The sequence below is a fragment of the Porticoccaceae bacterium LTM1 genome, assembly GCA_030252795.1.
Taxonomy (GTDB): Bacteria; Pseudomonadota; Gammaproteobacteria; order Pseudomonadales; family Porticoccaceae; genus SCSIO-12696.
The window spans coordinates 1,619,858-1,640,839 of the sequence record CP127080.1 but is presented as its reverse complement, the minus strand read 5'-3'; the positions used below and the strand labels follow the sequence as shown (position 1 = coordinate 1,640,839).

Sequence of the window (20,982 nt, the reverse complement as noted above, 5' to 3'; positions counted from 1 at the left end):
AGTGAAGTTTCGCCGTCAACGCAAGACCGAACAGGGCGTAAATCTCACGCCGCTGATTGACGTAGTTTTTCTGCTGTTAATCTTTTTTATGGTGTCCACGACGTTTACCAAAGAGACCCACCTTGAGGTCTCCTTGCCGGAAGCGGAAGGGCAGCCTAATCCGGATTTGCCCGACTCCATTGAAATCGTGATTGCCAGAGATGGCAGTTACAGCATCAATGGAGAAGCATTGGTGAACCGCCAGCCGGAAACCATTGTTAAAGCCCTCAACCTGATATCCGGGGGCGACACATCCATTCCACTGGTTATCACCGCCGACGCCGATGCCACCCATCAGTCTTTTGTAACCGCAGCGGATGCGGCAGGCAGGGCTGGCTTTGTTCACCTCAGTGTTACCAGTCGACGCCCGGAATCCACGGGACAATAATCGAGAAATTCAATGGCAGATAAACGAACTGCACAGGCAGACCTTACCCTGTACAAAAGGTTGCTTGTCTATGTAAAACCTTACTGGCTGGTATTTGCAATCAGCACTCTGGCGCTGACTCTGTTCTCGGCCATGAATGCTGCTTTCTTTGATCTGTTTGGAATGTTGATTGCCCATATTGGCAAAGTGTCCGGGCAGGGGGTATCGCTGGAAGGCATGGAAATCCCGTCAGGCATGGGCGGGATTGTCAGTGGTGCCGGAGAGGCAGCAAGCAACAGTATTCTGGTTAAAATTTTTGGCGACAGTCTCGGCGATGCCATTAGTCAAAATGGGCAGCTGGCTATTCCGTTGCTGTTTGTCGCTGTGGCAATGGTGCGCGGTTTTGGCTTCTTTGTGGGAACTTACGGCATGGCCTACATTGGCTCCTACCTGGTCCACAATCTGCGCACAGACGTGTTTAACAAGATGACCCGGCTGCCTACTGCGTATTTTGATCGCAATATGTCTGGCCACCTGGTTTCCCGCCTGACCTATAACGTTACCCAGGTAACAGAAGCGGTAAACAACGCAGTAAAAACGGTAATTACTGAGGGCTCGCAGGTCATTGCCTATCTGGCCATGATGTTGTTTTACAACTGGAAGCTAACAGTTTTGTTCCTGGTAGTAATGCCTTTGATCGGTGTTGTAGTCCAGGTAGTCAGCAAACGTTTTCGTCGTATCAGTCACCGTATTCAGTCAGCGCAAGGTAATGTGACCCAAGTCTCCCAGGAGATGATCAGCGGGTTTCGGGTAATGCGAATTTTTGCGGGTGAACAGTACGAGCGCCAGAGAATGAATGCCGCCAGTGAGGACAACCGTCATCAGGTGGTCAAGATGGGTGCAGTGCAGGGGCTGAGCTCCCCGGTAGTACAGCTGATTATCAGCGTTGTAATGGCACTGCTGATTTTCTTCGCGTTAAGCCCGTACATGGTGGATCACATCGAGCTGAATAGCTTGATTATGTTTTTGCTGGTTGCTGGCGCGCTGACTCGCCCGGTTCGTAAACTCACCAGTGTTATGGCACCGATACAGAAAGGCCTTGCCGCAGCCCAATCGATTTTCCAGACCCTGGATGCAAAAGAAGAGGTGGATACCGGCACCAAAACCCTGGATAAAGTTCAGGGGCACTTCGTTTTTGATGGTGTCAGTTTTGCCTACAACGATACTGATGGCCCTGTAATCAATAATCTCAGCTTTGAGGTCAAAGCAGGGGAGACCGTTGCCCTTGTGGGCTCATCGGGCAGTGGTAAAAGTACCCTGGTCAGCCTTATTCCCCGTTTTTACAACCACAGCAGCGGATCTATTTTGTTGGATGGGGTAGAGATCGAAGACCTGACTCTTGCGAATCTTCGCAGCCACATTTCGTTTGTGAATCAGCAGGTCACCCTCTTTAACGACACCGCTTATAACAATATTGCCTACGGTGACCTGGCTTCTTTGCCGAGAGAGCAAGTAATCGAAGCCGCCAGGGCTGCTCATGCCCTGGAGTTTATCGAGGCGATGCCGCAGGGCTTTGATACGGTAATTGGTGACAACGGCTCCAAATTGTCTGGTGGTCAGCGTCAACGTCTGGTGATCGCTCGAGCATTGCTGAAACAGTGCCCGATACTGATTCTTGATGAAGCCACTTCTGCACTGGATACGGATTCAGAACGTCATATTCAGGCGGCTCTGGAAGAGTTAATGAAAGGCCGTACCACTTTCGTAATCGCTCACCGGTTAAGCACCATCGAAAACGCTGACCGCATTATCGTGCTGGAAAAAGGCGAGATCGTGGAGCAGGGCACCCATCAATCATTACTTGATGCAGGTGGTCGCTACGCGCAATTGCACAGCAGTGGTTTTGAGGCGGAGCAGTGAGTAAATCGCTGGAACAAAGCTGGTACAGCGGTGGTGTACTTCCAAAAGTATTACTGCCTCTCTCCTGGCTGTTTGGTGGCATTTCTGCAACACGCCGGCAATGGCTGAAGAGCCGCAGCAAAAACAACCAGCTGCCGGTACCGGTGATTGTAGTTGGTAATATTTCTGTTGGCGGTACTGGTAAAACACCGTTGCTGATTACACTTCTTGATGCTCTTCGCCAGGCCGGTTATCGACCTGGAGTGGTGAGTCGCGGTTACGGTGGTAAGGCTCCCAAATATCCACTGAGGGTTGAGTCAAGCACGCCGGTGGAACACTCTGGTGACGAGCCGCTGATGATAGCTCGACAATCTGGCTGTCCTGTGGTGGTTGATCCTGACAGGCTACGTGCAGCACGCTTTTTACTGGTCGATACGGAGTGCAATATCGTTCTCAGTGACGATGGTTTGCAACATTACCGCTTGCCAAGGGATATCGAGCTGGCAGTGGTTGATGGTCAGCGTGGGTTTGGCAATGGTTATTTATTGCCGGCAGGGCCGTTGAGAGAGCCTGTCAGTCGCCTTTCGAGCGTTGATGCCGTTCTTGTAAATGGTGTGTTTAATGGTATGGGCAGTAGTCCAGAGTTTGGTGAAAAGGCTGTGGCGATGAAGGTGGTGGCCCGGCCTCTATTGCGCTCACTCAACGGCAAGCCATCCATTGCGCTTCGCGATTGGCAGTTTACACGTCGAAAGGTTCATGCAGTGGCCGGTATTGGCAATCCACAGCGATTTATTGACACACTAACCGGTTACGGTTTTCAGCCTGAGCTGCACGCATTTCCTGATCACCATCAGTTCGTGGCAAGCGATCTATGCTTTGATGATGATCGTGCCGTTATCATGACTGCAAAGGATGCAGTGAAGTGCGAATCCATTTCTCGCGAGGATTGCTGGGTGTTGGATGTGGCAGCCGAGTTACCTGATTCCTGGTTAATGGAATTTCTGGAAAAAGTTAAAGTTATCTCCGATAAAAAGTCTGTAAGGTGTTGATAATATGGAATTCACTGCTGTTATTCCTGCTCGCTATGCATCCACTCGTCTTCCGGGAAAACCTCTGCGTGACATTGTCGGTAAAAGCATGATTCAGAGGGTCTATGAACAGGCCGTGCAGAGTGATGCGGTTCGTGTGGTAGTGGCCACAGATGATCAACGTATTTTCGATGCCGTCACTGCGTTTGGTGGTGAAGTGGTAATGACCTCTTCCGAGCACCAGTCAGGAACAGATCGCCTGCAAGAGGTGGCCTGTCAACTGGAACTGGACCCGGATCACATCGTGGTAAATGTACAAGGTGATGAGCCGTTGATTCCGCCGGAAGTGATCAATCAGGTTGCGGTCAACCTGTCGCGCAATCCAGAGGCAGGAGTTGCGACACTTTGCGAACCGATCCGCTCAGTCAAAGACTTTACAAACCCCAATGTTGTCAAAGTCGTTACCGATGAGCGGGATATTGCACTCTATTTTTCCCGTGCGCCCATTCCCTGGCCGAGAGATCAATTCGCTAACGATAAGAGCGTGCTGCCCAACAACCTGATTCCTGCTCGTCATATTGGAATTTACGGATATCGTGTTTCGCAACTGAACCGATTTGTAGAATGGTCTGCAGCGCCGATTGAGCGCATTGAGTGCCTGGAACAGCTGCGCTTTATGTGGCACGGGGTCTCAGTTCACGTCGATGAATCTGTCGCCAAGGTTCCCGGCGGAGTTGATACTCGTGAGGATTTGCTGAATGTCATCAAACTGCTTGGTGGGGATATTGCTGAACTGCTCGACTATGAAGGTAAAGAGTGACAGGGCAAAGAGTGAGAGCGCAAGAATTGACTAAACCGGTAAAGGTTTTGTTTGTCTGTCTCGGCAATATCTGTCGATCTCCAACAGCACACGGTATTTTTGATCAGTTGGTGAAAGAGGCTGGATTGCAGGATCAAATACATATTGATTCTGCTGGAACCAGCGATTGGCATGTCGGCAAAGCCCCGGATTCGCGCACTGTAGCACGAGCGCGACAGCGCGGTTACGATCTCAGCCCGTTAAGAGCGCGTCAGTTTGTGTGCAGTGATTTTGACCAGTTCGACTATGTTCTCGGTATGGATGACAGCAATATGGCCAACATGCGTCAATTACATCCTGGTAAGTTCGATGGGACTTTTGAGCTCTTTCTGAACTTTGGGAGTCGTCAGGATTACCGTGAAGTTCCAGATCCCTACTACGGCGGTGAGAAGGGTTTTGATTTGGTAATCGATTTGGTGGAGCAGGCCAGTGAAGGGCTGTTAACCCATATTCGTCAACATCATCTGGATTCTTATCACCTCGTTGAAAAATAGGCAGTGCAGTGACTTTTTCCGTTGTTCAGCAGCAGGATCTTAAATCGTTAAACACTTTGGCTCTGCCTGCCAGTGCGGAGTATTTTGCACGCATCGAGAGTGTCCCTGATCTTCAGCAAGCCATTCAGTGGGCCAACGAAAAGCAACTGCAAATCACGCTGCTGGGTGGTGGCAGTAATATTGTTTTGGCCAGTGATATTCCCGGTCTGGTTCTGAAAGTGGCCATCAATGGTGTCGAGTTGATAAGTGAAGATGATCGGCAGGTATTGATTCGGGTTGGTGCCGGTGAGGATTGGCCCAGACTGGTCGAATACACACTTGATAACAACTGGTACGGACTTGAAAATCTTTCACTCATCCCAGGCTGTGTTGGTGCAGCTCCAGTCCAGAACATTGGTGCCTACGGGGTGGAGTTGGCGAAGCGCCTGCACTCTGTAGAGGTAGTTTGCCTGGAAAATGGAACGGCACGGGTGCTAAGTGGTGACGAGTGTGAGTTTGGTTATAGAGACAGTATTTTTAAACGGGAATTGCGAGGCAAGGTCGCGATTACATCAGTGACACTGTCGCTCTCGAAAAAACCTGATCTGGTCCTTACCTATCCGGCACTGCAAATGGCTGCCGGTGAAGTATCAGGACAGAATTTAACACCGAAAAAAATCAGTGAATTGGTGTGCGAAATTCGTCGCAGCAAACTTCCTGATCCAGTTAGCACACCCAACGCCGGCAGTTTTTTCAAAAACCCGGTGATCTCATCCACGCAGGCCAAAACATTGCGTGGGAAGTTTCCGGATATGGTGCAGTATCCTGTGTCTGCTGTTGAGGTGAAGTTGGCAGCAGGATGGTTGATTGAAAAGGCCGGGTGGAAAGGGCGCCAGATAGGTGACATCGCCGTCCACGACAGACAGGCCCTGGTACTGGTCAACAGAGGCGATGGTACTGGCCAGCAATTGCTGGATGTTGCTGGTCAAATAGTCGATTCCGTTAAACAGGAGTTTGGCGTAAAACTTGAAATGGAACCTCGTATTTTACCTGAGGTTTAAGTTATGCCGGACCTGTTCTCAAACACACCTCAACAGGTTCTTCTTCCCGGTTCACCCGATGCTCATGAGCCCGAGTGTGAACTGTTCTATGTGCCAGATTTTTTGTGCTCTGATACTGGAGTTAAACTTTTTGATGAGTTGAGAAATCAGGTTAACTGGCAGCAGGATCGACTGAATATTGGCGGTCGCGAAGTCGCCATCCCTCGCCTGAATGCCTGGTATGGCGATACCGGTGCGAACTACAGCTATTCGGGTATTCAGCTACAGACCCACCCCTGGTTTCCTGCGCTGACTGAGTTGAAAGAGCAAGTGTGTAAGCTGGCTAACCACGCTTTTAACAGCGCGCTGCTCAACTACTATCGCGACGGTAAAGACAGCGTGGCCTGGCACAGCGATGATGAACCTGAACTCGGTCCTATGCCCCAAATCGCCTCTGTGAGCCTGGGGGCGACCCGAGTGTTTCAGCTGCGACACAAGAAAACCGGTCAGCGTTATAACCTGCCGCTGGAAAGTGGGTCATTGTTGGTGATGAAGGGGGCGACACAGAAGTATTGGCAGCATCAGGTACCCAAACAACTCGATATCATACAGCCTCGAATCAATATTACTTTCCGTCGTGTGAAGTTGGTCAAGGTTTAGTGTTTTTGTAGGATATATCTTACAAAGGTGCTAGGCTATTGCCATGTGATATTGGGGGCAATAATGACAAGAATCGTATTAATTGACGACCACGATCTGGTGAGAGCCGGAATTCGAAGACTGCTGGGCGATGTTTGTGGCACCAATGTTGTGGCAGAAGGGGCTAGCGGCGAAGAAGCCATCGAACTGGTTCGGGAGCACCAGCCGGATGTGGTATTTATGGATATTCGTATGCCGGGCATGGGGGGGCTGGAAGCCACATCGAGAATCCTGACCATGCGACCGGAAACCATTGTCATCGGACTCAGTGCATTTAATGATGACCTGTACCCATCCAAACTGCTCAGGGTTGGCGCCAAGGGCTATATCACCAAGAGTGCCGATGCCGAAGAGGTGAAAACTGCCCTTAAAATGGTGCTGTCAGGCCAGCGTTACGTCAGCCCCGATATTGCCCAACAAATGGCTGTGGGCCGCCTGTCCGGGCCCGTCGATGAGTCCCCGTTAACCCAGCTTTCCGAGCGTGAACTGCAGATCTGCCAAATGATCACCAGTGGTCACCGCGCAAATGAGGTGGCGGCAATTTTAATGATCAGCCCAAAAACCATCAATACTCACAAATACCGCATCTACGAAAAGCTTGGTGTTACCAACGATGTTGAGTTGACCCTGGCAGCGGTAAAATACGGACTGGTTGATCCCACTGAAACCCTCTGATGAGTTTTGACCCCAAAGCATTCCTGAAACAGCTCACCCAGCGACCGGGCATCTACCAGATGCTGAATGAACAGGGTGAGGTGTTGTATGTGGGTAAAGCCAAAAATCTGCGCAAGCGGGTAGGGAGCTATTTTCGCGCTACCGGGTTGTCTCCCAAAACCCAGGCGCTGGTTAGCCGCATCGCCCAAGTTGAAGTCACCATTACCAACACTGAGTCCGAAGCGCTGATTCTTGAGCAGAACTTGATTAAACAGTGTCGGCCACCATTTAATATTTTGCTGCGGGACGACAAATCCTATCCCTATATCTTTTTGTCGGACAGGGACCAGTATCCACGACTGGCATTTTACCGCGGCCTGAAAAAACGCAACGGCAGCTATTTTGGCCCGTTTCCCAGCGTGAATGCGGTACGGGAAACCCTTAATTTTTTGCAGAAAACCTTCAAAGTGCGCCAGTGTGAAGACAGCTTCTTTCGCAATCGCTCGCGACCCTGTTTGCAGTACCAGATCAAGCGCTGTACAGCGCCATGTGTTGGCTTTATCAGCCAGGATGATTATCGGCAGGACGTTACTCACAGCAGAATGTTTCTGGAGGGTAAAGCCGAACCGTTGATGAAGGACCTTGAGCAGCAGATGGAAGCGGCGGCTGCCAAACTCAACTTCGAGAGTGCTGCCGAACTTCGTGACCAGATAGCCTCACTTCGCCAGGTGCAGGCCCAGCAGGTGATTGAGACCGGCTCCAGCAGTTGTGATGTGATAGCTGCAGTGATGACCGGCGGCAAATGTTGCGTACATGTGCTCTATGTTCGTCAGGGCAGGATCCTCGGCAGTCGCAGCTATTATCCGAAAGTTCCGTTGGCCAACAGTGCCTCAGAAGTATTGGCGGATTTCGTTCCACAGCTCTATCTTCGTGGGCGTGGCGCCGCTGATTTGCCAACTGAAATTATTCTTAATGCCGATATCGAAGAGCGCCCGCTTCTGGAGCAGGTGTTAACCGAACAGGCTGGCCGCAAGATTGCCATCAAATCATCGGTGCGAAGTACCCGTAGCAACTGGTTAGAGGTGGCGGAGCGTACCGCTGAACAGAACCTGGCGGGGCGAGTAGCTGCGCTTGCATCGCTGGCCAGCCGTTTTGAAAAGCTCGGTGAAATGCTCGACCTCGATGAAACACCCCAGCGCCTGGAGTGTTTTGACATTAGCCACAGCAGTGGTGAGGCCACTGTGGCCTCCTGTGTGGTGTTTGATCACAGTGGCCCGGTCAAATCCGATTACCGCCGTTTCAATATTGAGGGGGTGACAGCCGGTGACGACTATGCTGCTATGGCTCAGGCTCTCAAGCGAAGATATACCCGCTTGCAGCAGGGGGAGGGCAAGCAGCCGGATATCCTGTTTATCGATGGTGGTAAAGGGCAGCTTCGCAAGGCCAAATCAATCCTCGACGAACTGGGGGTTATTGATGTGGCCGTAGTCGGTATAGCCAAAGGGGTTACCCGTAAACCCGGCCTGGAAACCCTGTTTCTTGCTCATGACAACGGTGAGCAGGAGCTGACCGCCGAGCAATCGGTTTTGCATCTGATTCAGCAGATTCGGGACGAATCCCACCGTTTTGCAATCACCGGGCACAAACAGCGCCGTGACAAGAAGCGGCGAACTTCGCCACTGGAGTCCATCGAAGGAGTAGGGCCAAAGCGACGTCGCGAGCTGCTCAAATACTTTGGCGGTTTGCGTGAAATCGAGCAGGCCAGTGTTCATGATTTAGCCAAAGTGCCGACAATTAGCAGAAAACTGGCCGAAACTATTTACAGTGCTTTGCACAATGGTTAACTTGGCTGCCGTTCAAGGATAAAAGTAGTAAAAAATTATGTGGACCTTACCCAATATTCTTACGCTGATGCGTATCGCCCTGATTCCCATTTTTGTGCTGGTGTTCTATCTGCCTTGGGAGTGGCGCTTTATGGCGTGTGCGGGAATCTTTGTGCTTGGGTCTATTACCGATTGGCTGGATGGTTATCTTGCCCGCCGCTTGGGACAAACCACGCCGTTTGGTGCGTTTCTTGATCCTGTGGCCGACAAGCTGAGCGTCGCTGCCGCACTGATCCTGTTACTGGAAGCTAACCCGACTCCGTGGTTTGCCTTGCCAGCACTGGTAATCATAGGTCGTGAAATTGTTATTTCCGCACTGCGCGAGTGGATGGCTGAGCTTGGACAGCGCGCCAGTGTGGCGGTATCCAGTATCGGTAAATTCAAAACAGCAGTGCAGATGATAGCGATCAGCGTACTGCTGGCATTCAATCCGGTAACCTATCCGCTGTATCACAATATCGGTCTGGCACTGCTTTATGCCTCCGCATTGCTCACTTTGTGGTCAATGTTTGTGTATTTGAAGGCTGCATGGATCGAATTGGTGAAATCAAAGACAATTTAATGGTTGATTCTCTGGCCGGAATCCATAGAATAGCCGACCTCCAGCAAGGAAACGCAAAGCTGGATTCCTGTGACGCCGACCACAGTCGACACAGAACACAGGCGCGGTAGCAAAATGGTTATGCTGCGGATTGCAAATCCGCCGATGCCGGTTCGATTCCGGCCCGCGCCTCCACTTCTACACATCATGTGTCCATCGCCCGGATGGTGAAATTGGTAGACACAGGAGACTTAAAATCTCCCGACCTCACGGTCGTGCCGGTTCAAGTCCGGCTCCGGGCACCACCTTATATAAACTCTCTTATTTGTCTTCACAAGTTATGAAAAATCAGCATCTGGTTTATTCATAAAGTTGCTCAGAGTTACCTATTACAATTTTTTACTTTGAAAGCCCTGCAGTAGGTACTGTTATTTATTGTCAGTTAATCTGATAAGCCAATCCTGTAGCCTGGTTGGCTTAGAATAATTTGGCTGAATACGATGTTAAGTTGAGGGCAATTAAACAGCCTCGATAATTCAACCGGTGAAGATCTCTTCCATCTTACCCCTTTGATTTATAAAGAATTACCTCTCACTCGTCCCCATTTCCATACCGTTCGCTCCAGATGCAGTGAATCTGCAACGAAAGTTTCAAAATCCTTCATATACTCAACCTTATGTATGGCCAATTGCCACTTTGAGTTTGAACGGATTCACGGTAACGGTGGTGGAGGATAACTTATAAAGCGCCACATCCTGTCTATGGCTGTTGTCACCCTGGTGTTTGTTGCAGCTGGGGTTGGCCTGGCCCAGGTTATCAATTCGGTTACCGCCAATATGTTGGTGGCTGGATCTCTTGCGTTCCTATGGTTGGTTGTGGTCCTAATTTGGCAGTCAAACTACCGGTATCATCAAATACTCTTTGACTCCGAACACGACACTCTCAATACCGCGCCATTGCTGATGATGTCGGTGAGCAGTGGTGGTGACTTGACCCAGTGTTCCGGGCGGGCACTGGAGTCTATCGGCATGAGCGAATTGACCTTGGTTGGCAAGTCCGCCCAGGTGTTATTTGAGGGGTCGACGGAATGGCTGGAGGAACTGAATCGAGCACTCTTGGGTGAGAAGCGGCTTTGCTATCTGCCATTGCGAGGTCATTTTTTTCGTCATCACTTTCAGCCTTTTTTTGACTCAGTAGGACGAGTCAAAGGTGTTCACTGTATTTCCATAGACTTGTCACGCGAGCGTCAACTGCAAGAGCGCTTACATTTGCTTTGGAAAATTTTTGCCAATACGGCCGATGCAATCGTGGTGGCGGATCATCGTCGAGTCATTCAATCCTGCAACAGGGCGTTTACCGAGATTACAGGATTTCAGGATGTGGATGTGCTTGGTACCAGGCTGGGTATTCCTCAATATGGACACCAAGGTATAGGGTTTGCCAGAAAGCTTTGGAAGGACCTGAAGCATAAAGGGGTTTGGGAGGGGGATGTCTGGAATAAGCGTAAAAGCGGTGAAATCTATTCGGCGCATATGACGATAAAGGTTGTTACCAAGCAAAGTGGTGAGGTGAGTAATTACCTGGCATTTTTCACTGACATCACCAACTACAAACGATCCCAGGAAAAACTTCAGTATCTTGCCAATCATGACTCCCTGACGGGTTTGCCCAATCGCAGGTTGTTCCTTGATCGTCTGGATCAGGCGGTAAAACGGGCCAAGCGTGAAAGTGACCGGGTTGGCCTCTACTTTATTGATCTGGATGACTTTAAACAGATTAATGACTCCATGGGACATGCTGCAGGTGACGAATTGCTGAAGGGGGTGGCTTCCCGGTTGAAAAGTGTTGTGCGTGAGACGGATACAGTATCAAGGTTAGCTGGCGATGAATTTACCATTATCGTAGAGAGTGTCGGCAACCCCAATGAAGTCAGGCAGATTGCAGAAAAGGTTTTAACTGTTTTTGATCGCCCATTTCTAGTTCAGGAAGAAGATTTAAGAATTTCGGCCAGTGTAGGAGTCGGGGTTTTTCCAGATGATGGTACGGACCTGCTGAGCCTGATGAAAGGTGCTGATGATGCGATGTACAAAGCGAAATCCGAGGGGCGCAATGGATATTACTATCTGACTCCAAAGGATACTGCATCTGCACAGTCAGAGTTGTTTGATAGCAATGATCTGTTCAAGGCGCTGGAGCGCAGCCAGCTTGCCTTGGTTTTTCAGCCATTAGTGAATATAGAGACAACACAGGTTGTTGGGTGTGAAGCATTGATCCGTTGGGATCATCACCACCGGGGAATTGTGTTACCCAAGCACTTTATTCCTCATGCAGAGAGAAGTGGTTTTATTCATGATCTGGGTGCTTGGTCAATAATGTCAGCTTGCGAAAAGATCAAGGACTGGCAGCAGCAGGATGTTTATCGAGGGTGGATTTCGGTGAATGTATCAAGCACAGAGTTTCGCTCGCCGGAATTTCCAAAACGAGTTAAGCAGGCACTGGAGTCAACAGGAATACCTGCAAATATGTTGGTGCTGGAAGTTCAGGAAAAAGTCATTTTGTCCGATCTTGGAGCTAGCCAGAAAATCATGCAGGGACTTGCAGAGCTCGGAGTTACTCTGTCAATTGACAGCTTTGGTGCCGGCAATGCGCCATACAGCTATCTCAAGTCATTGCCGGTCAGTATCATCAAGGTTGATCAGAATTTGCTCAGGGATGTGCGTGGAGGGCGTTATCACGATGCCATGTTGCGGGCAGTATATGGTATTGGTGATGCTTTCGGGTTGACTGTAGTCGCTGAGGGGATTGAGCGCACAGTTCAGGAAGAATATGTACAATCACTTGGTGGCAAATATGCCCAAGGCTTCCTGTACGGCAAACCCATGACCGCTGAAAGTTTTACAAGGCAGGTCAGAAAACATTAGGGGCTGTTAACAATCCTTTGATCGTTGCTGTTGCCCCTGAAAAGGCGTCATGCAAGGCATGAGGAGTATGGCGTTCCAAATAAGCGACGAATAACACGGCATGATGCTTTTTCAGGGGCAACCCGAAGGGCTGGGTTCATTTTTCGCTCTAGCGGCTTTATCAGTCGCTTGTGTAGAATGACTACACGACTCTCCTTCTGCCTGGTTACAGCTGAAAATGAACTCCAGCAGCAATGATCAAAGGATTATTAACAGCCCTTATATTTGAGGTAATAAGTGACTCCCGAGCGTTTTCAGAAAATCGTATCTGTATTAAATCACCGTCAACCCGATCTCACCGTTATCACCGATGATGTCCACAAGGGCCAGAATTTATCTGCCATTGTGCGCACTTGTGATGCAGTGGGTATACCGGAAGTACACGCCGTGTACAGTGGCAATACCTACAAGCCACATACCGGTACTGCCATGGGCAGTCAAAAATGGGTGCAGGCCAATATTTATCAAAATGTCGAGCAACCTATAGAGCAGCTGCAGAAGCAGGGTTACCAGGTAGTGGCTGCGCATTTCTCTGAACGCGCGGTGGATTTTCGGGATATTGATTACTGCAAGCCGACCGCAGTGTTGTTTGGTGCCGAGCGGGATGGAGTCAGTGACAGTTCGCTGGAAAAGGTGGACGGAGAAATTATTGTGCCGATGCTGGGAATGGTTACCTCGTTTAACGTAAGTGTGGCTTGTGCAATTATTTTGTCGGAAGCGCAGCGCCAACGTCAGGTTGCGGGCCTCTATAAAGAGCCGCGGTTGGATAAAAAAACCTACGATAAGCTGCTGTTTGAGTGGTGCCACCCGGTGATTGCAGATTATTGCAAAGCCAAGGGGTTGGAATATCCTGAGTTAAATGAAAATGGCGATCTTATCGATCCTGAAGTATTGAAAACTGTTTAGTCACAAAACCCTGTCGCATGCCCCGGTAAACTGTTTACAATCAAAAATAAGCTACGAAAGGAGACGTTATGACCGACTACAGGGCGCCTCTGGGCGATATGCAGTTTTTGTTTGATCAGGTTTTGGGACTTGAGCAAATTGCCAAATTACCGGGTTACGAAGAAGTGAGCCCGGACCTGGTAAATGCAATCATGGAAGAGGGGGCACGATTTTTTTCTGAAGTTGTAGCGCCAACAAATCAAATTGGTGATCGTGAAGGAACTTCCGTTGTCGATGGTCAGGTAAAAGCCCCGGAAGAATTAAAAAAAGCTTATCACGCTCTGGTTGAAGCTGGCTGGCCAAGTCTGGCGGGAAATCCGGAATTTGGTGGGCAGGGCATGCCGCATTTGATTTCCTTTGCACTCGATGAAATGTGCCAGAGCGCTAATCTTGCTTTCAGTCTGTGTCCATTGCTCGGTAAAGGTGTTATCACTGCGTTAGAGCGTTATGGCAATCAGGATCAAAAAAATCTCTATCTGCCCAAGCTGATTTCCGGTGAGTGGGCGGGCACCATGAATCTGACCGAGCCCCAGGCCGGTAGTGATCTGGCTGCAGTTCGAACAAAAGCAATTCCTGAGGGCGATCACTATCGTATCAGCGGCCAGAAGATTTTTATTACCTGGGGCGATCACGATTTTACCGACAATATCATTCACCTGGTCCTGGCTCGCACACCGGATGCGCCAGAAGGGGTGAAAGGTATTTCACTGTTTATTGTTCCCAAATTTTTACATGACGCTGACGGCAATATCGGCGAGCGAAATGATGTTCGCCCGATTTCCGTTGAGCACAAACTGGGCATTCACGGCAGCCCGACTTGTGTTCTCAGCTATGGGGAAGAGGGCGGAGCTCTTGGATATCTGGTTGGCGAGGAAAATGCCGGCCTGCGCTATATGTTTGCGATGATGAATCACGCACGCTTGTCGGTAGGCTTACAAGGTGTGGCCATTGGCGAGCGCGCTTACCAGCAAGCTTGTGAATATGCGCGCACTCGGGTGCAAGGATCGGTAACCGGCGTTGAAGGACGTGCACCAATTATCAAGCACCCGGATATTCGCCGTATGTTGATGCTAATGCGCAGTCAGATTGAGGCTGGCCGTGCGTTGGCTTATGAAGCCATTGCTCATGAAGATTTCTCGCTTTATGAGCCAGATGTAACTGTTGCCAAACGTCATGATCGTCGAGTCGACCTGCTGACACCCCTGGTGAAGGGGTGGTGTACCGAGATGGCTCAAGAAGTGACGTCTCTGGGTGTGCAAATCCATGGGGGCATGGGCTATATCGAGGAAACCGGTGCTGCACAGCATTTTCGGGACGCACGAATCCTGCCGATTTATGAAGGCACGAATGGTATTCAGGCTATGGACCTGATTGGTCGTAAATTGCTCAGGGATCAGGGTGAAGCGCTGCAGGAATTGGCGGGTGAATTTCATGTGCTACTTGGTGAGCTGGAAAAAGCAGGCAAACCGATGGCGTCAATTCATCGTGGGTTGGGGCAGGGGCTTTATTCGGCGGATAAAGCCATTCGACATATTTTTACTCATGTAATGGGTGACTGGAGTTTCCCAAATGCAGTTGCCTATAACCTGCTGATGTTGCTGGGTACAACTGCGGCTGGAGCGCTACTGGCAAAAAGTGCATTGGCGGCGCATCGCCAACTTGAAAAAGGTGAGGGCAACGCTGAATTCTGTCGCAACAAGATAATTACTGCGCAGTTTTATGCCGAACACTTAATGCCGAGAACAACCAGCTATATGCAGGCGATTACCGCTGGCCACGATTCAATTATGGCTTTGCCTGAAGATCAGTTTTAACTTATTTTACGGTCACTACGCTCGACAAAATCACCTGTAGCTACTCTGGAGTTGTTGGTAGAAGTAGCTTGAGTGTTTTCAGGTGTGGAGCCAGACATGAATTAGGCATTGCTTGCTGTGACACGCCATAGACCCCTCTCTGGGGGCTCGCTGGCCACGGTCACACCAAGCAATACCCAATCCATGTCTCTCAGATTTGTGAGAGAGCTATGATCTTCAGATCAGTCCTTACTGTGTAACAGCTGAATAAATGCATTAGCAGCGTTAGACAGTGTCTTGTCGCGGTGATGAATATAGCCAAGCTGTCGTTCCAAACTGTGTTTGCTTATTGCCATGGCGGAGATACTTTGATCAATCATGGTGTCCGGCAAAACACTCCAGCCCATACCACTGGATACCATCCCTTTGATGGTCTCCAGATAATTAGTGGTCATGGCGACATTCAGGGTTAATTTTTGATTCTCAAATAACTCACTGACGATTTGGCCGGTATAGGTGTTCAGCTCTGGAAGTATCGCTGGGAATTTCTCCAGATTTTGCAGTAATGGCGGCTCGCTTGTTAGAGGGTGGTCTGGCGCACATACAAAAGACAGCGGATCATTCCAGACGGGAACTGAGACAATTTTGCTGTGTGGTGTTGATGTAAGTGTTATCAGGGCCAATTCATCATGTCCGTGCAGAACACTGTCATATGCCTGTTCAGAGTCCATAAATGCCACATCCAGATGGACTTTCGGGTATTGCTGAGTGAATGTCTTGAGTACTGGCGGGAGTCGTCTCAAGCCAATATGGTGGCTGATGGCAAGTTTCAGGGTGCCAGCAACCGAGCCGCTCAGGTCGGCGATTGCCTGGCGAGTAGCGTCCAGTTCGCGAAGGATATGCCGTGCTCTTGGCAGTAATTCCTTGCCACTTTCTGTCAGGGATACTGTGCGAGCGATGCGGTCAAAGAGTCGGCAGTCCAGCTGTTGTTCCAAAAGGGCAATGCGCTTGCTGACTGCAGATTGGGTGAGGTGCAGTTGTTCAGCAGTAGTGGAGAAAGAACTGGTCTCGGCTACCGTGACAAAGGCTTCCAGTAGTAATGTGTCCATAAGTTGCTCGTATTCCTAATTGGAATCATTTGGATAAATAGAATGAATTTATTTTATTCAAATGTCGAGCTAGACTGCCATTAAATTTCGATAACCACGACTATTCGGGAGTATTCAACGTGGCAGGTAAAACTCTCTATGACAAGCTGTGGGACGCCCACCTTGTCAAACAGCGCGAAGACGGCACGGCGCTGATCTATATCGACCGTCAGCTTCTGCATGAAGTGACTTCCCCGCAAGCCTTTGAAGGCCTGCGCATTGCTGGTCGCAAGCCGTGGCGCATTGACGCCAACCTGGCTACTCCTGACCACAATGTTCCGACGACCTCTGCTGAGCGCTCTGCCGGTGTGGATGGTATTGAAGATGAGACTTCCCGAATCCAGGTTAAAACCCTGGATGAGAACTGTCACGAATTCGGTATTGTCGAGCACGGTATCAATGATCCCGGTCAGGGCATTGTTCACGTAGTTGGCCCTGAGCAGGGCGCAACACTGCCGGGTATGACGGTTGTGTGCGGTGACTCTCACACTTCAACTCATGGTGCCTTGGGTGCTCTGGCACATGGTATTGGTACTTCTGAAGTTGAGCACGTGCTGGCAACCCAGTGCCTGATCCAGCGCAAAATGAAGAACATGCTGATCAAAGTTGACGGCAAGCTCGGTGCAGGTGTTACGCCAAAAGACGTGGTACTGGCCATTATCGGCAAAATCGGTACTGCGGGTGGCAACGGCTGCGCCATCGAATTTGGCGGTCAGGTATTCCGTGATATGTCTATGGAAGGTCGCCTGACTGTTTGTAACATGGCTATCGAGGCCGGTGCCCGGGCCGGTATGGTGGCGGTGGATGGCACTACCATCGAGTATGTAAAAGGCCGCCCATATGCGCCTAAAGGCGAGGACTGGGATCGCGCGGTTGAGTACTGGAATACCCTGCACAGCGACGACGATGCCGAGTTCGATATTGTTGTTGAATTGAACGGCTCTGAAATTATTCCACAGGTTTCATGGGGTACTTCTCCAGAAATGGTTCTGCCTGTGGACGCGAAAGTGCCAAGTCCGGAAGATGCCACTGACCCGGTAAAACGTGAAGGTATTGCTCGTGCTCTGGAATATATGGGATTGACTGCCGGTCAGGATATCTCCAGCATTCCGGTAGATCGTGTATTTATCGGTTCCTGCACCAACTCGCGCATTGAAGATTTGCGTGAAGCTGCCGCTGTTGCGAAAGGTCGCAAGGTTGCAGGCAGCGTTAAACAAGTATTGGTTGTTCCCGGTTCACAGTCCGTAAAGGCAATGGCTGAAGCGGAAGGCCTGGACAAGATCTTCATCGAAGCTGGCATGGAATGGCGTGAGCCAGGTTGCTCAATGTGTCTTGCCATGAATGCCGACAAGCTTGGCAATGGCGAGCACTGTGCCTCTACCTCCAACCGCAACTTCGAAGGCCGTCAGGGATTTGGTGGCAGAACCCACCTGGTTAGTCCGGCAATGGCTGCTGCCGCTGCAGTAGCGGGCCACTTTACCGATGTTCGCACAATGATGGAGGCCTGAGCCGTGGAAAAGTTTACTGTACACACCGGTATTGCAGCGCCTATGGATCGCGCCAACGTCGATACCGACATGATTATCCCCAAGCAATTCCTGAAATCGATCAAGCGTACCGGTTTTGGTGTCAACCTGTTTGATGAGTTGCGCTATCTGGATGAAGGTTATCCTGGGCAGGACTGTTCCAACCGTCCCGTAAATGAAAATTTTGCCCTGAACAAACCCCGTTACAAAGGTGCCTCTATTTTGTTGGCGCGGGAAAACTTTGGTTGCGGTTCCAGTCGTGAGCACGCACCTTGGGCGCTGGTGGATTACGGATTTCGTTGCATTATCGCACCGAGCTATGCCGATATTTTCTTTAACAACAGCTTTAAAAACGGTCTGTTACCGATCGTGCTGGATGCTGAAATTGTTGACCAGCTGTTCAAGGCAGTTGAAGCCAGTGAAGGTTACGAGCTGACAATTGATCTGGAAAACCAGTTGATCAAGCGCCCGGGCGGTGAAGATATTCCATTTGAAGTGGACGCTTTCCGCAAGCACTGCTTACTGAATGGCCTGGATGATATCGGCCTGACCCTGCAGGACGCGGAAGATATCAAAGCCTTTGAAACCAACTGGCAGCAGCAATGCCCCTGGTTGTTTGGCGCAATTAAATAATCTCCGTCATCCCCGCGCAGGCGGGGATCCACATTTTGGATGCAAGTGAATTCCCTTTTCCACGGGAATGACTGATTAAAGATCATTGAAAATATTGAGACACACGATGACTAACAACGTATTGATTCTTCCCGGCGATGGCATTGGCCCGGAAATTGTCACCGAAGCCGAGCGCGTTCTCCGTGCAGCGGACCAGAAATTTAATCTTGGCCTGAATTTCGAACACGGCCTGCTGGGTGGTGCAGCTATCGATGAGCATGGCGTTCCTTACCCGGATGATACCGCCGCCAAAGCGAAGGCAGCTGACGCTATCTTGTTGGGCGCCGTTGGCGGCCCGAAGTGGGATAAGCTGGATCGTGCCATTCGCCCAGAAAAGGGGCTACTGGCAATCCGTTCACAGCTAGGCCTGTTTGGTAACCTGCGCCCGGCAATTCTCTATCCGCAACTGGCTTCTGCGTCATCACTTAAGCCAGAAGTGGTTTCGGGGCTGGATATCCTGATTGTTCGCGAGCTGACCGGTGGTATTTATTTCGGTGAGCCTCGCGGAATCCGCACGCTGGAAAACGGCGAACGCGAAGGTTACAACACCTACAAATACAGTGAGTCCGAAATTCGCCGTATCGGTGTGGTGGCATTTGAATCTGCACGCAAGCGCGGCGGTCGTGTTTGCTCGGTGGACAAGGCAAACGTGCTTGAAGCTACCGTTCTGTGGCGCGAAATCATGGAAGAGGTTGCCAAGGATTATCCCGATGTCGAGCTGAGCCATATGTACGTGGACAACGCTGCCATGCAGCTGGTTCGCGCACCCAAGCAGTTTGATGTAATGGTTACTGGCAATATGTTTGGTGACATTCTCTCCGATGCGGCCGCTATGCTGACCGGCTCCATCGGCATGCTGCCTTCAGCATCTTTGGATGCCTCCGGTAAGGGTATGTACGAGCCTTGCCACGGCTCTGCACCTGATATTGCCGGGCAAGGCATTGCCAACCCGCTGGCGACTATCCTGTCGGCTGCAATGATGTTGCGCTACTCGCTGAACATGACTGAAGCTGCGGATGCCATTGAGCAAGCGGTAAATGCGGTTCTGGATCAAGGCAAGCGTACTCCGGATATCCATACGGAAGGGGACGTGAAAGTAAGCACAGCTGAAATGGGGGATGCTGTTGTAGAAGCGCTGCTCTCAGCCTAATTGGTCAAATTGATAACTAAAGATTGAAATTTAATTGATTTGATTTCAATTTTGTCGGTTTGACGATTTTTATCCGCTCAAAGCGGAAAAGACAGGGGCGGATAGTGTACACTTCCGTCCCTTTTCTTTTGGGGTAAGTGCTTTGGACAGGCCATACTCCAAGTTAAAGTCACCACAAGTAATGACACTCGAGGCAGACTAATGAAACAAGTTGGATTTATAGGTTGGCGTGGCATGGTTGGCTCCGTTTTGATGGAGCGTATGCGTGCTGAAAATGATTTTGCCGATATCAACCCGATCTTCTTCACCACCTCACAGGTGGGTCAGGAAGGTCCGGCTGAGGCAAATGCAACACTTAAAGACGCCACAGATATTTCCGAATTGACGAAAATGGACATTATTGTCACCTGTCAGGGCGGCGACTATACCAAGGAAATCTACCCGAAACTGCGCGAGTCAGGTTGGAATGGCTACTGGATTGATGCCGCTTCTGCACTGCGTATGGATGACAGCGCACTTATCGTACTGGATCCGGTTAACCTGAATGTGATCAAGGACGGCATTGCCAACGGCGTTAAGAACTTTGTCGGTGGTAACTGCACTGTCAGCCTGATGCTGATGGCGATGGGTGGCCTATTCAAAAACAACCTGGTGGAGTGGGTCAGTGCCATGACCTACCAGGCGGCGTCCGGTGCCGGTGCCCGCAACATGCGAGAGCTGATCAGCCAGATGGGTATGATTCGTGATGATGTTGCTACCGAGCTGGCTGACCCGGCCTCTGCGATTCTTGAAATTGATCGCAAAGTGGCTGCCACCATGCGCAGCGAAGCGTTTCCGACCGACAACTTTGGTGCGCCACTGGCAGGAAGCTTGCTGCCATGGATTGATGTTGAGCTGGAAAGCGGCCAATCCAAAGAGGAGTGGAAAGCCCAGGTTGAGACCAACAAGATCCTGCGCACTGACAAAGTGATCCCGGTGGATGGCGTTTGTGTTCGTATCGGTGCGATGCGTTGTCACAGCCAGGCGCTTACCGTCAAACTGACCAAAGATGTCCCTATGGACGAGGTTGAATCCATGCTGGCTGAAGCCAACGATTGGGCGAAGGTTGTTCCCAATCACCGCGAGGACAGCCTGCGCGACCTGACTCCAACTGCTGTGACCGGACACTTGCATGTACCGGTAGGTCGACTGCGCAAAATGCACATGGGCGGTGAATACCTGTCTGCGTTTACCGTAGGTGACCAATTGTTGTGGGGTGCCGCCGAACCGCTGCGCCGCATGTTGAGAATTTTGCTGGAATCCTGAA

18 protein-coding genes and 2 tRNA genes are annotated in these 20,982 nt (G+C 50.4%); 19 read left to right on the top strand and 1 reads right to left on the bottom strand.

Annotated elements, in window-relative coordinates; all coding sequences use genetic code 11:
- The first annotated feature begins 1 nt into the window (after nt 1).
- From QP938_07125 to QP938_07055, 15 genes are all read left to right on the top strand, one after another.
- Nucleotides 2–427, top strand: a complete 426-nt coding sequence (locus QP938_07125) for a biopolymer transporter ExbD (protein WIO73086.1) — start codon at nt 2–4, stop codon at nt 425–427.
- Between the two features lie 12 nt (nt 428–439).
- A complete protein-coding gene (gene msbA / locus QP938_07120) occupies nt 440–2,326 on the top strand; it encodes a lipid A export permease/ATP-binding protein MsbA (protein WIO73085.1) in 1,887 nt (628 codons plus the stop codon).
- On the top strand, nt 2,323–3,354 hold the full coding sequence (gene lpxK / locus QP938_07115; protein ID WIO73084.1) for a tetraacyldisaccharide 4'-kinase: 1,032 nt from the start codon (nt 2,323–2,325) through the stop codon (nt 3,352–3,354). The genes msbA and lpxK overlap by 4 nt, the downstream gene beginning before the upstream one ends.
- Nucleotides 3,355–3,358: 4 nt before the next feature.
- Nucleotides 3,359–4,153, top strand: coding sequence for a 3-deoxy-manno-octulosonate cytidylyltransferase (kdsB, locus tag QP938_07110; GenBank protein ID WIO73083.1), 795 nt, complete (start codon nt 3,359–3,361; stop codon nt 4,151–4,153).
- Between the two features lie 26 nt (nt 4,154–4,179).
- A complete protein-coding gene (locus tag QP938_07105) occupies nt 4,180–4,686 on the top strand; it encodes a low molecular weight protein-tyrosine-phosphatase (GenBank protein WIO73082.1) in 507 nt (168 codons plus the stop codon).
- Between the two features lie 8 nt (nt 4,687–4,694).
- Complete coding sequence (gene murB / locus QP938_07100) at nt 4,695–5,726, top strand: UDP-N-acetylmuramate dehydrogenase (protein WIO73081.1); 1,032 nt, start codon at nt 4,695–4,697, stop codon at nt 5,724–5,726.
- A gap of 3 nt (nt 5,727–5,729) precedes the next feature.
- The gene (locus tag QP938_07095) at nt 5,730–6,365 is read left to right on the top strand and encodes an alpha-ketoglutarate-dependent dioxygenase AlkB (protein ID WIO73080.1); all 636 of its coding nucleotides are present in this window, start codon (nt 5,730–5,732) and stop codon (nt 6,363–6,365) included.
- 63 nt (nt 6,366–6,428) lie between these two features.
- The gene (locus QP938_07090) at nt 6,429–7,079 is read left to right on the top strand and encodes a response regulator (protein WIO73079.1); all 651 of its coding nucleotides are present in this window, start codon (nt 6,429–6,431) and stop codon (nt 7,077–7,079) included.
- A complete protein-coding gene (gene uvrC / locus QP938_07085) occupies nt 7,079–8,902 on the top strand; it encodes an excinuclease ABC subunit UvrC (protein ID WIO73078.1) in 1,824 nt (607 codons plus the stop codon). The genes QP938_07090 and uvrC overlap by 1 nt, the downstream gene beginning before the upstream one ends.
- Before the next feature lie 37 nt (nt 8,903–8,939).
- Nucleotides 8,940–9,503, top strand: coding sequence for a CDP-diacylglycerol--glycerol-3-phosphate 3-phosphatidyltransferase (pgsA, locus tag QP938_07080; GenBank protein ID WIO73077.1), 564 nt, complete (start codon nt 8,940–8,942; stop codon nt 9,501–9,503).
- A gap of 100 nt (nt 9,504–9,603) precedes the next feature.
- Nucleotides 9,604–9,677, top strand: a tRNA-Cys gene (locus tag QP938_07075).
- A gap of 23 nt (nt 9,678–9,700) precedes the next feature.
- A tRNA-Leu gene (locus QP938_07070) sits at nt 9,701–9,787 on the top strand.
- A gap of 456 nt (nt 9,788–10,243) precedes the next feature.
- Complete coding sequence (locus tag QP938_07065; protein WIO73076.1) at nt 10,244–12,403, top strand: EAL domain-containing protein; 2,160 nt, start codon at nt 10,244–10,246, stop codon at nt 12,401–12,403.
- Nucleotides 12,404–12,679: 276 nt separating this feature from the next.
- Nucleotides 12,680–13,348, top strand: coding sequence for a tRNA (guanosine(18)-2'-O)-methyltransferase TrmH (gene trmH / locus QP938_07060; GenBank protein ID WIO73075.1), 669 nt, complete (start codon nt 12,680–12,682; stop codon nt 13,346–13,348).
- A gap of 68 nt (nt 13,349–13,416) precedes the next feature.
- Nucleotides 13,417–15,201 carry an acyl-CoA dehydrogenase gene (locus QP938_07055; protein WIO73074.1) on the top strand — a complete coding sequence of 595 codons (1,785 nt, stop codon included), beginning with the start codon at nt 13,417–13,419 and terminating at the stop codon, nt 15,199–15,201.
- Nucleotides 15,202–15,422: 221 nt separating this feature from the next.
- On the opposite strand, the gene QP938_07050 is transcribed toward QP938_07055, so the two are convergent.
- A complete protein-coding gene (locus tag QP938_07050) occupies nt 15,423–16,289 on the bottom strand; it encodes a LysR family transcriptional regulator (GenBank protein WIO73073.1) in 867 nt (288 codons plus the stop codon).
- A 119-nt stretch (nt 16,290–16,408) separates the two neighbouring features.
- Between QP938_07050 and leuC the strand changes: the two genes are divergently transcribed.
- The 4 genes from leuC (at nt 16,409) to asd (ending at nt 20,981) form a co-directional block, all read left to right on the top strand.
- Nucleotides 16,409–17,836, top strand: a complete 1,428-nt coding sequence (gene leuC, locus QP938_07045) for a 3-isopropylmalate dehydratase large subunit (protein WIO73072.1) — start codon at nt 16,409–16,411, stop codon at nt 17,834–17,836.
- A gap of 3 nt (nt 17,837–17,839) precedes the next feature.
- Nucleotides 17,840–18,487, top strand: coding sequence for a 3-isopropylmalate dehydratase small subunit (leuD, locus tag QP938_07040; protein WIO73071.1), 648 nt, complete (start codon nt 17,840–17,842; stop codon nt 18,485–18,487).
- 106 nt (nt 18,488–18,593) lie between these two features.
- Nucleotides 18,594–19,676 (top strand): 3-isopropylmalate dehydrogenase, encoded by a 1,083-nt coding sequence (gene leuB, locus QP938_07035; protein ID WIO73070.1) that lies wholly within the window; start codon nt 18,594–18,596, stop codon nt 19,674–19,676.
- A 201-nt stretch (nt 19,677–19,877) separates the two neighbouring features.
- Entirely contained in the window at nt 19,878–20,981 is a 1,104-nt protein-coding gene (gene asd / locus QP938_07030) for an aspartate-semialdehyde dehydrogenase (protein ID WIO73069.1), read from the top strand.
- Nucleotide 20,982 lies beyond the last annotated feature (1 nt).

Bases quoted from the DNA above. Each gene is read 5' to 3' on its own strand.
- msbA (WIO73085.1), top strand. From the start codon at position 440: ATGGCAGATAAACGAACTGCACAGGCAGACCTTACCCTGTACAAAAGG.
- QP938_07055 (WIO73074.1), top strand. From the start codon at position 13,417: ATGACCGACTACAGGGCGCCTCTGGGCGATATGCAGTTTTTGTTTGAT.
- QP938_07065 (WIO73076.1), top strand. From the start codon at position 10,244: ATGGCTGTTGTCACCCTGGTGTTTGTTGCAGCTGGGGTTGGCCTGGCC.
- QP938_07050 (WIO73073.1), bottom strand. From the start codon at position 16,289: ATGGACACATTACTACTGGAAGCCTTTGTCACGGTAGCCGAGACCAGT.
- pgsA (WIO73077.1), top strand. From the start codon at position 8,940: ATGTGGACCTTACCCAATATTCTTACGCTGATGCGTATCGCCCTGATT.
- QP938_07095 (WIO73080.1), top strand. From the start codon at position 5,730: ATGCCGGACCTGTTCTCAAACACACCTCAACAGGTTCTTCTTCCCGGT.
- asd (WIO73069.1), top strand. From the start codon at position 19,878: ATGAAACAAGTTGGATTTATAGGTTGGCGTGGCATGGTTGGCTCCGTT.
- uvrC (WIO73078.1), top strand. From the start codon at position 7,079: ATGAGTTTTGACCCCAAAGCATTCCTGAAACAGCTCACCCAGCGACCG.
- QP938_07090 (WIO73079.1), top strand. From the start codon at position 6,429: ATGACAAGAATCGTATTAATTGACGACCACGATCTGGTGAGAGCCGGA.
- kdsB (WIO73083.1), top strand. From the start codon at position 3,359: ATGGAATTCACTGCTGTTATTCCTGCTCGCTATGCATCCACTCGTCTT.
- leuB (WIO73070.1), top strand. From the start codon at position 18,594: ATGACTAACAACGTATTGATTCTTCCCGGCGATGGCATTGGCCCGGAA.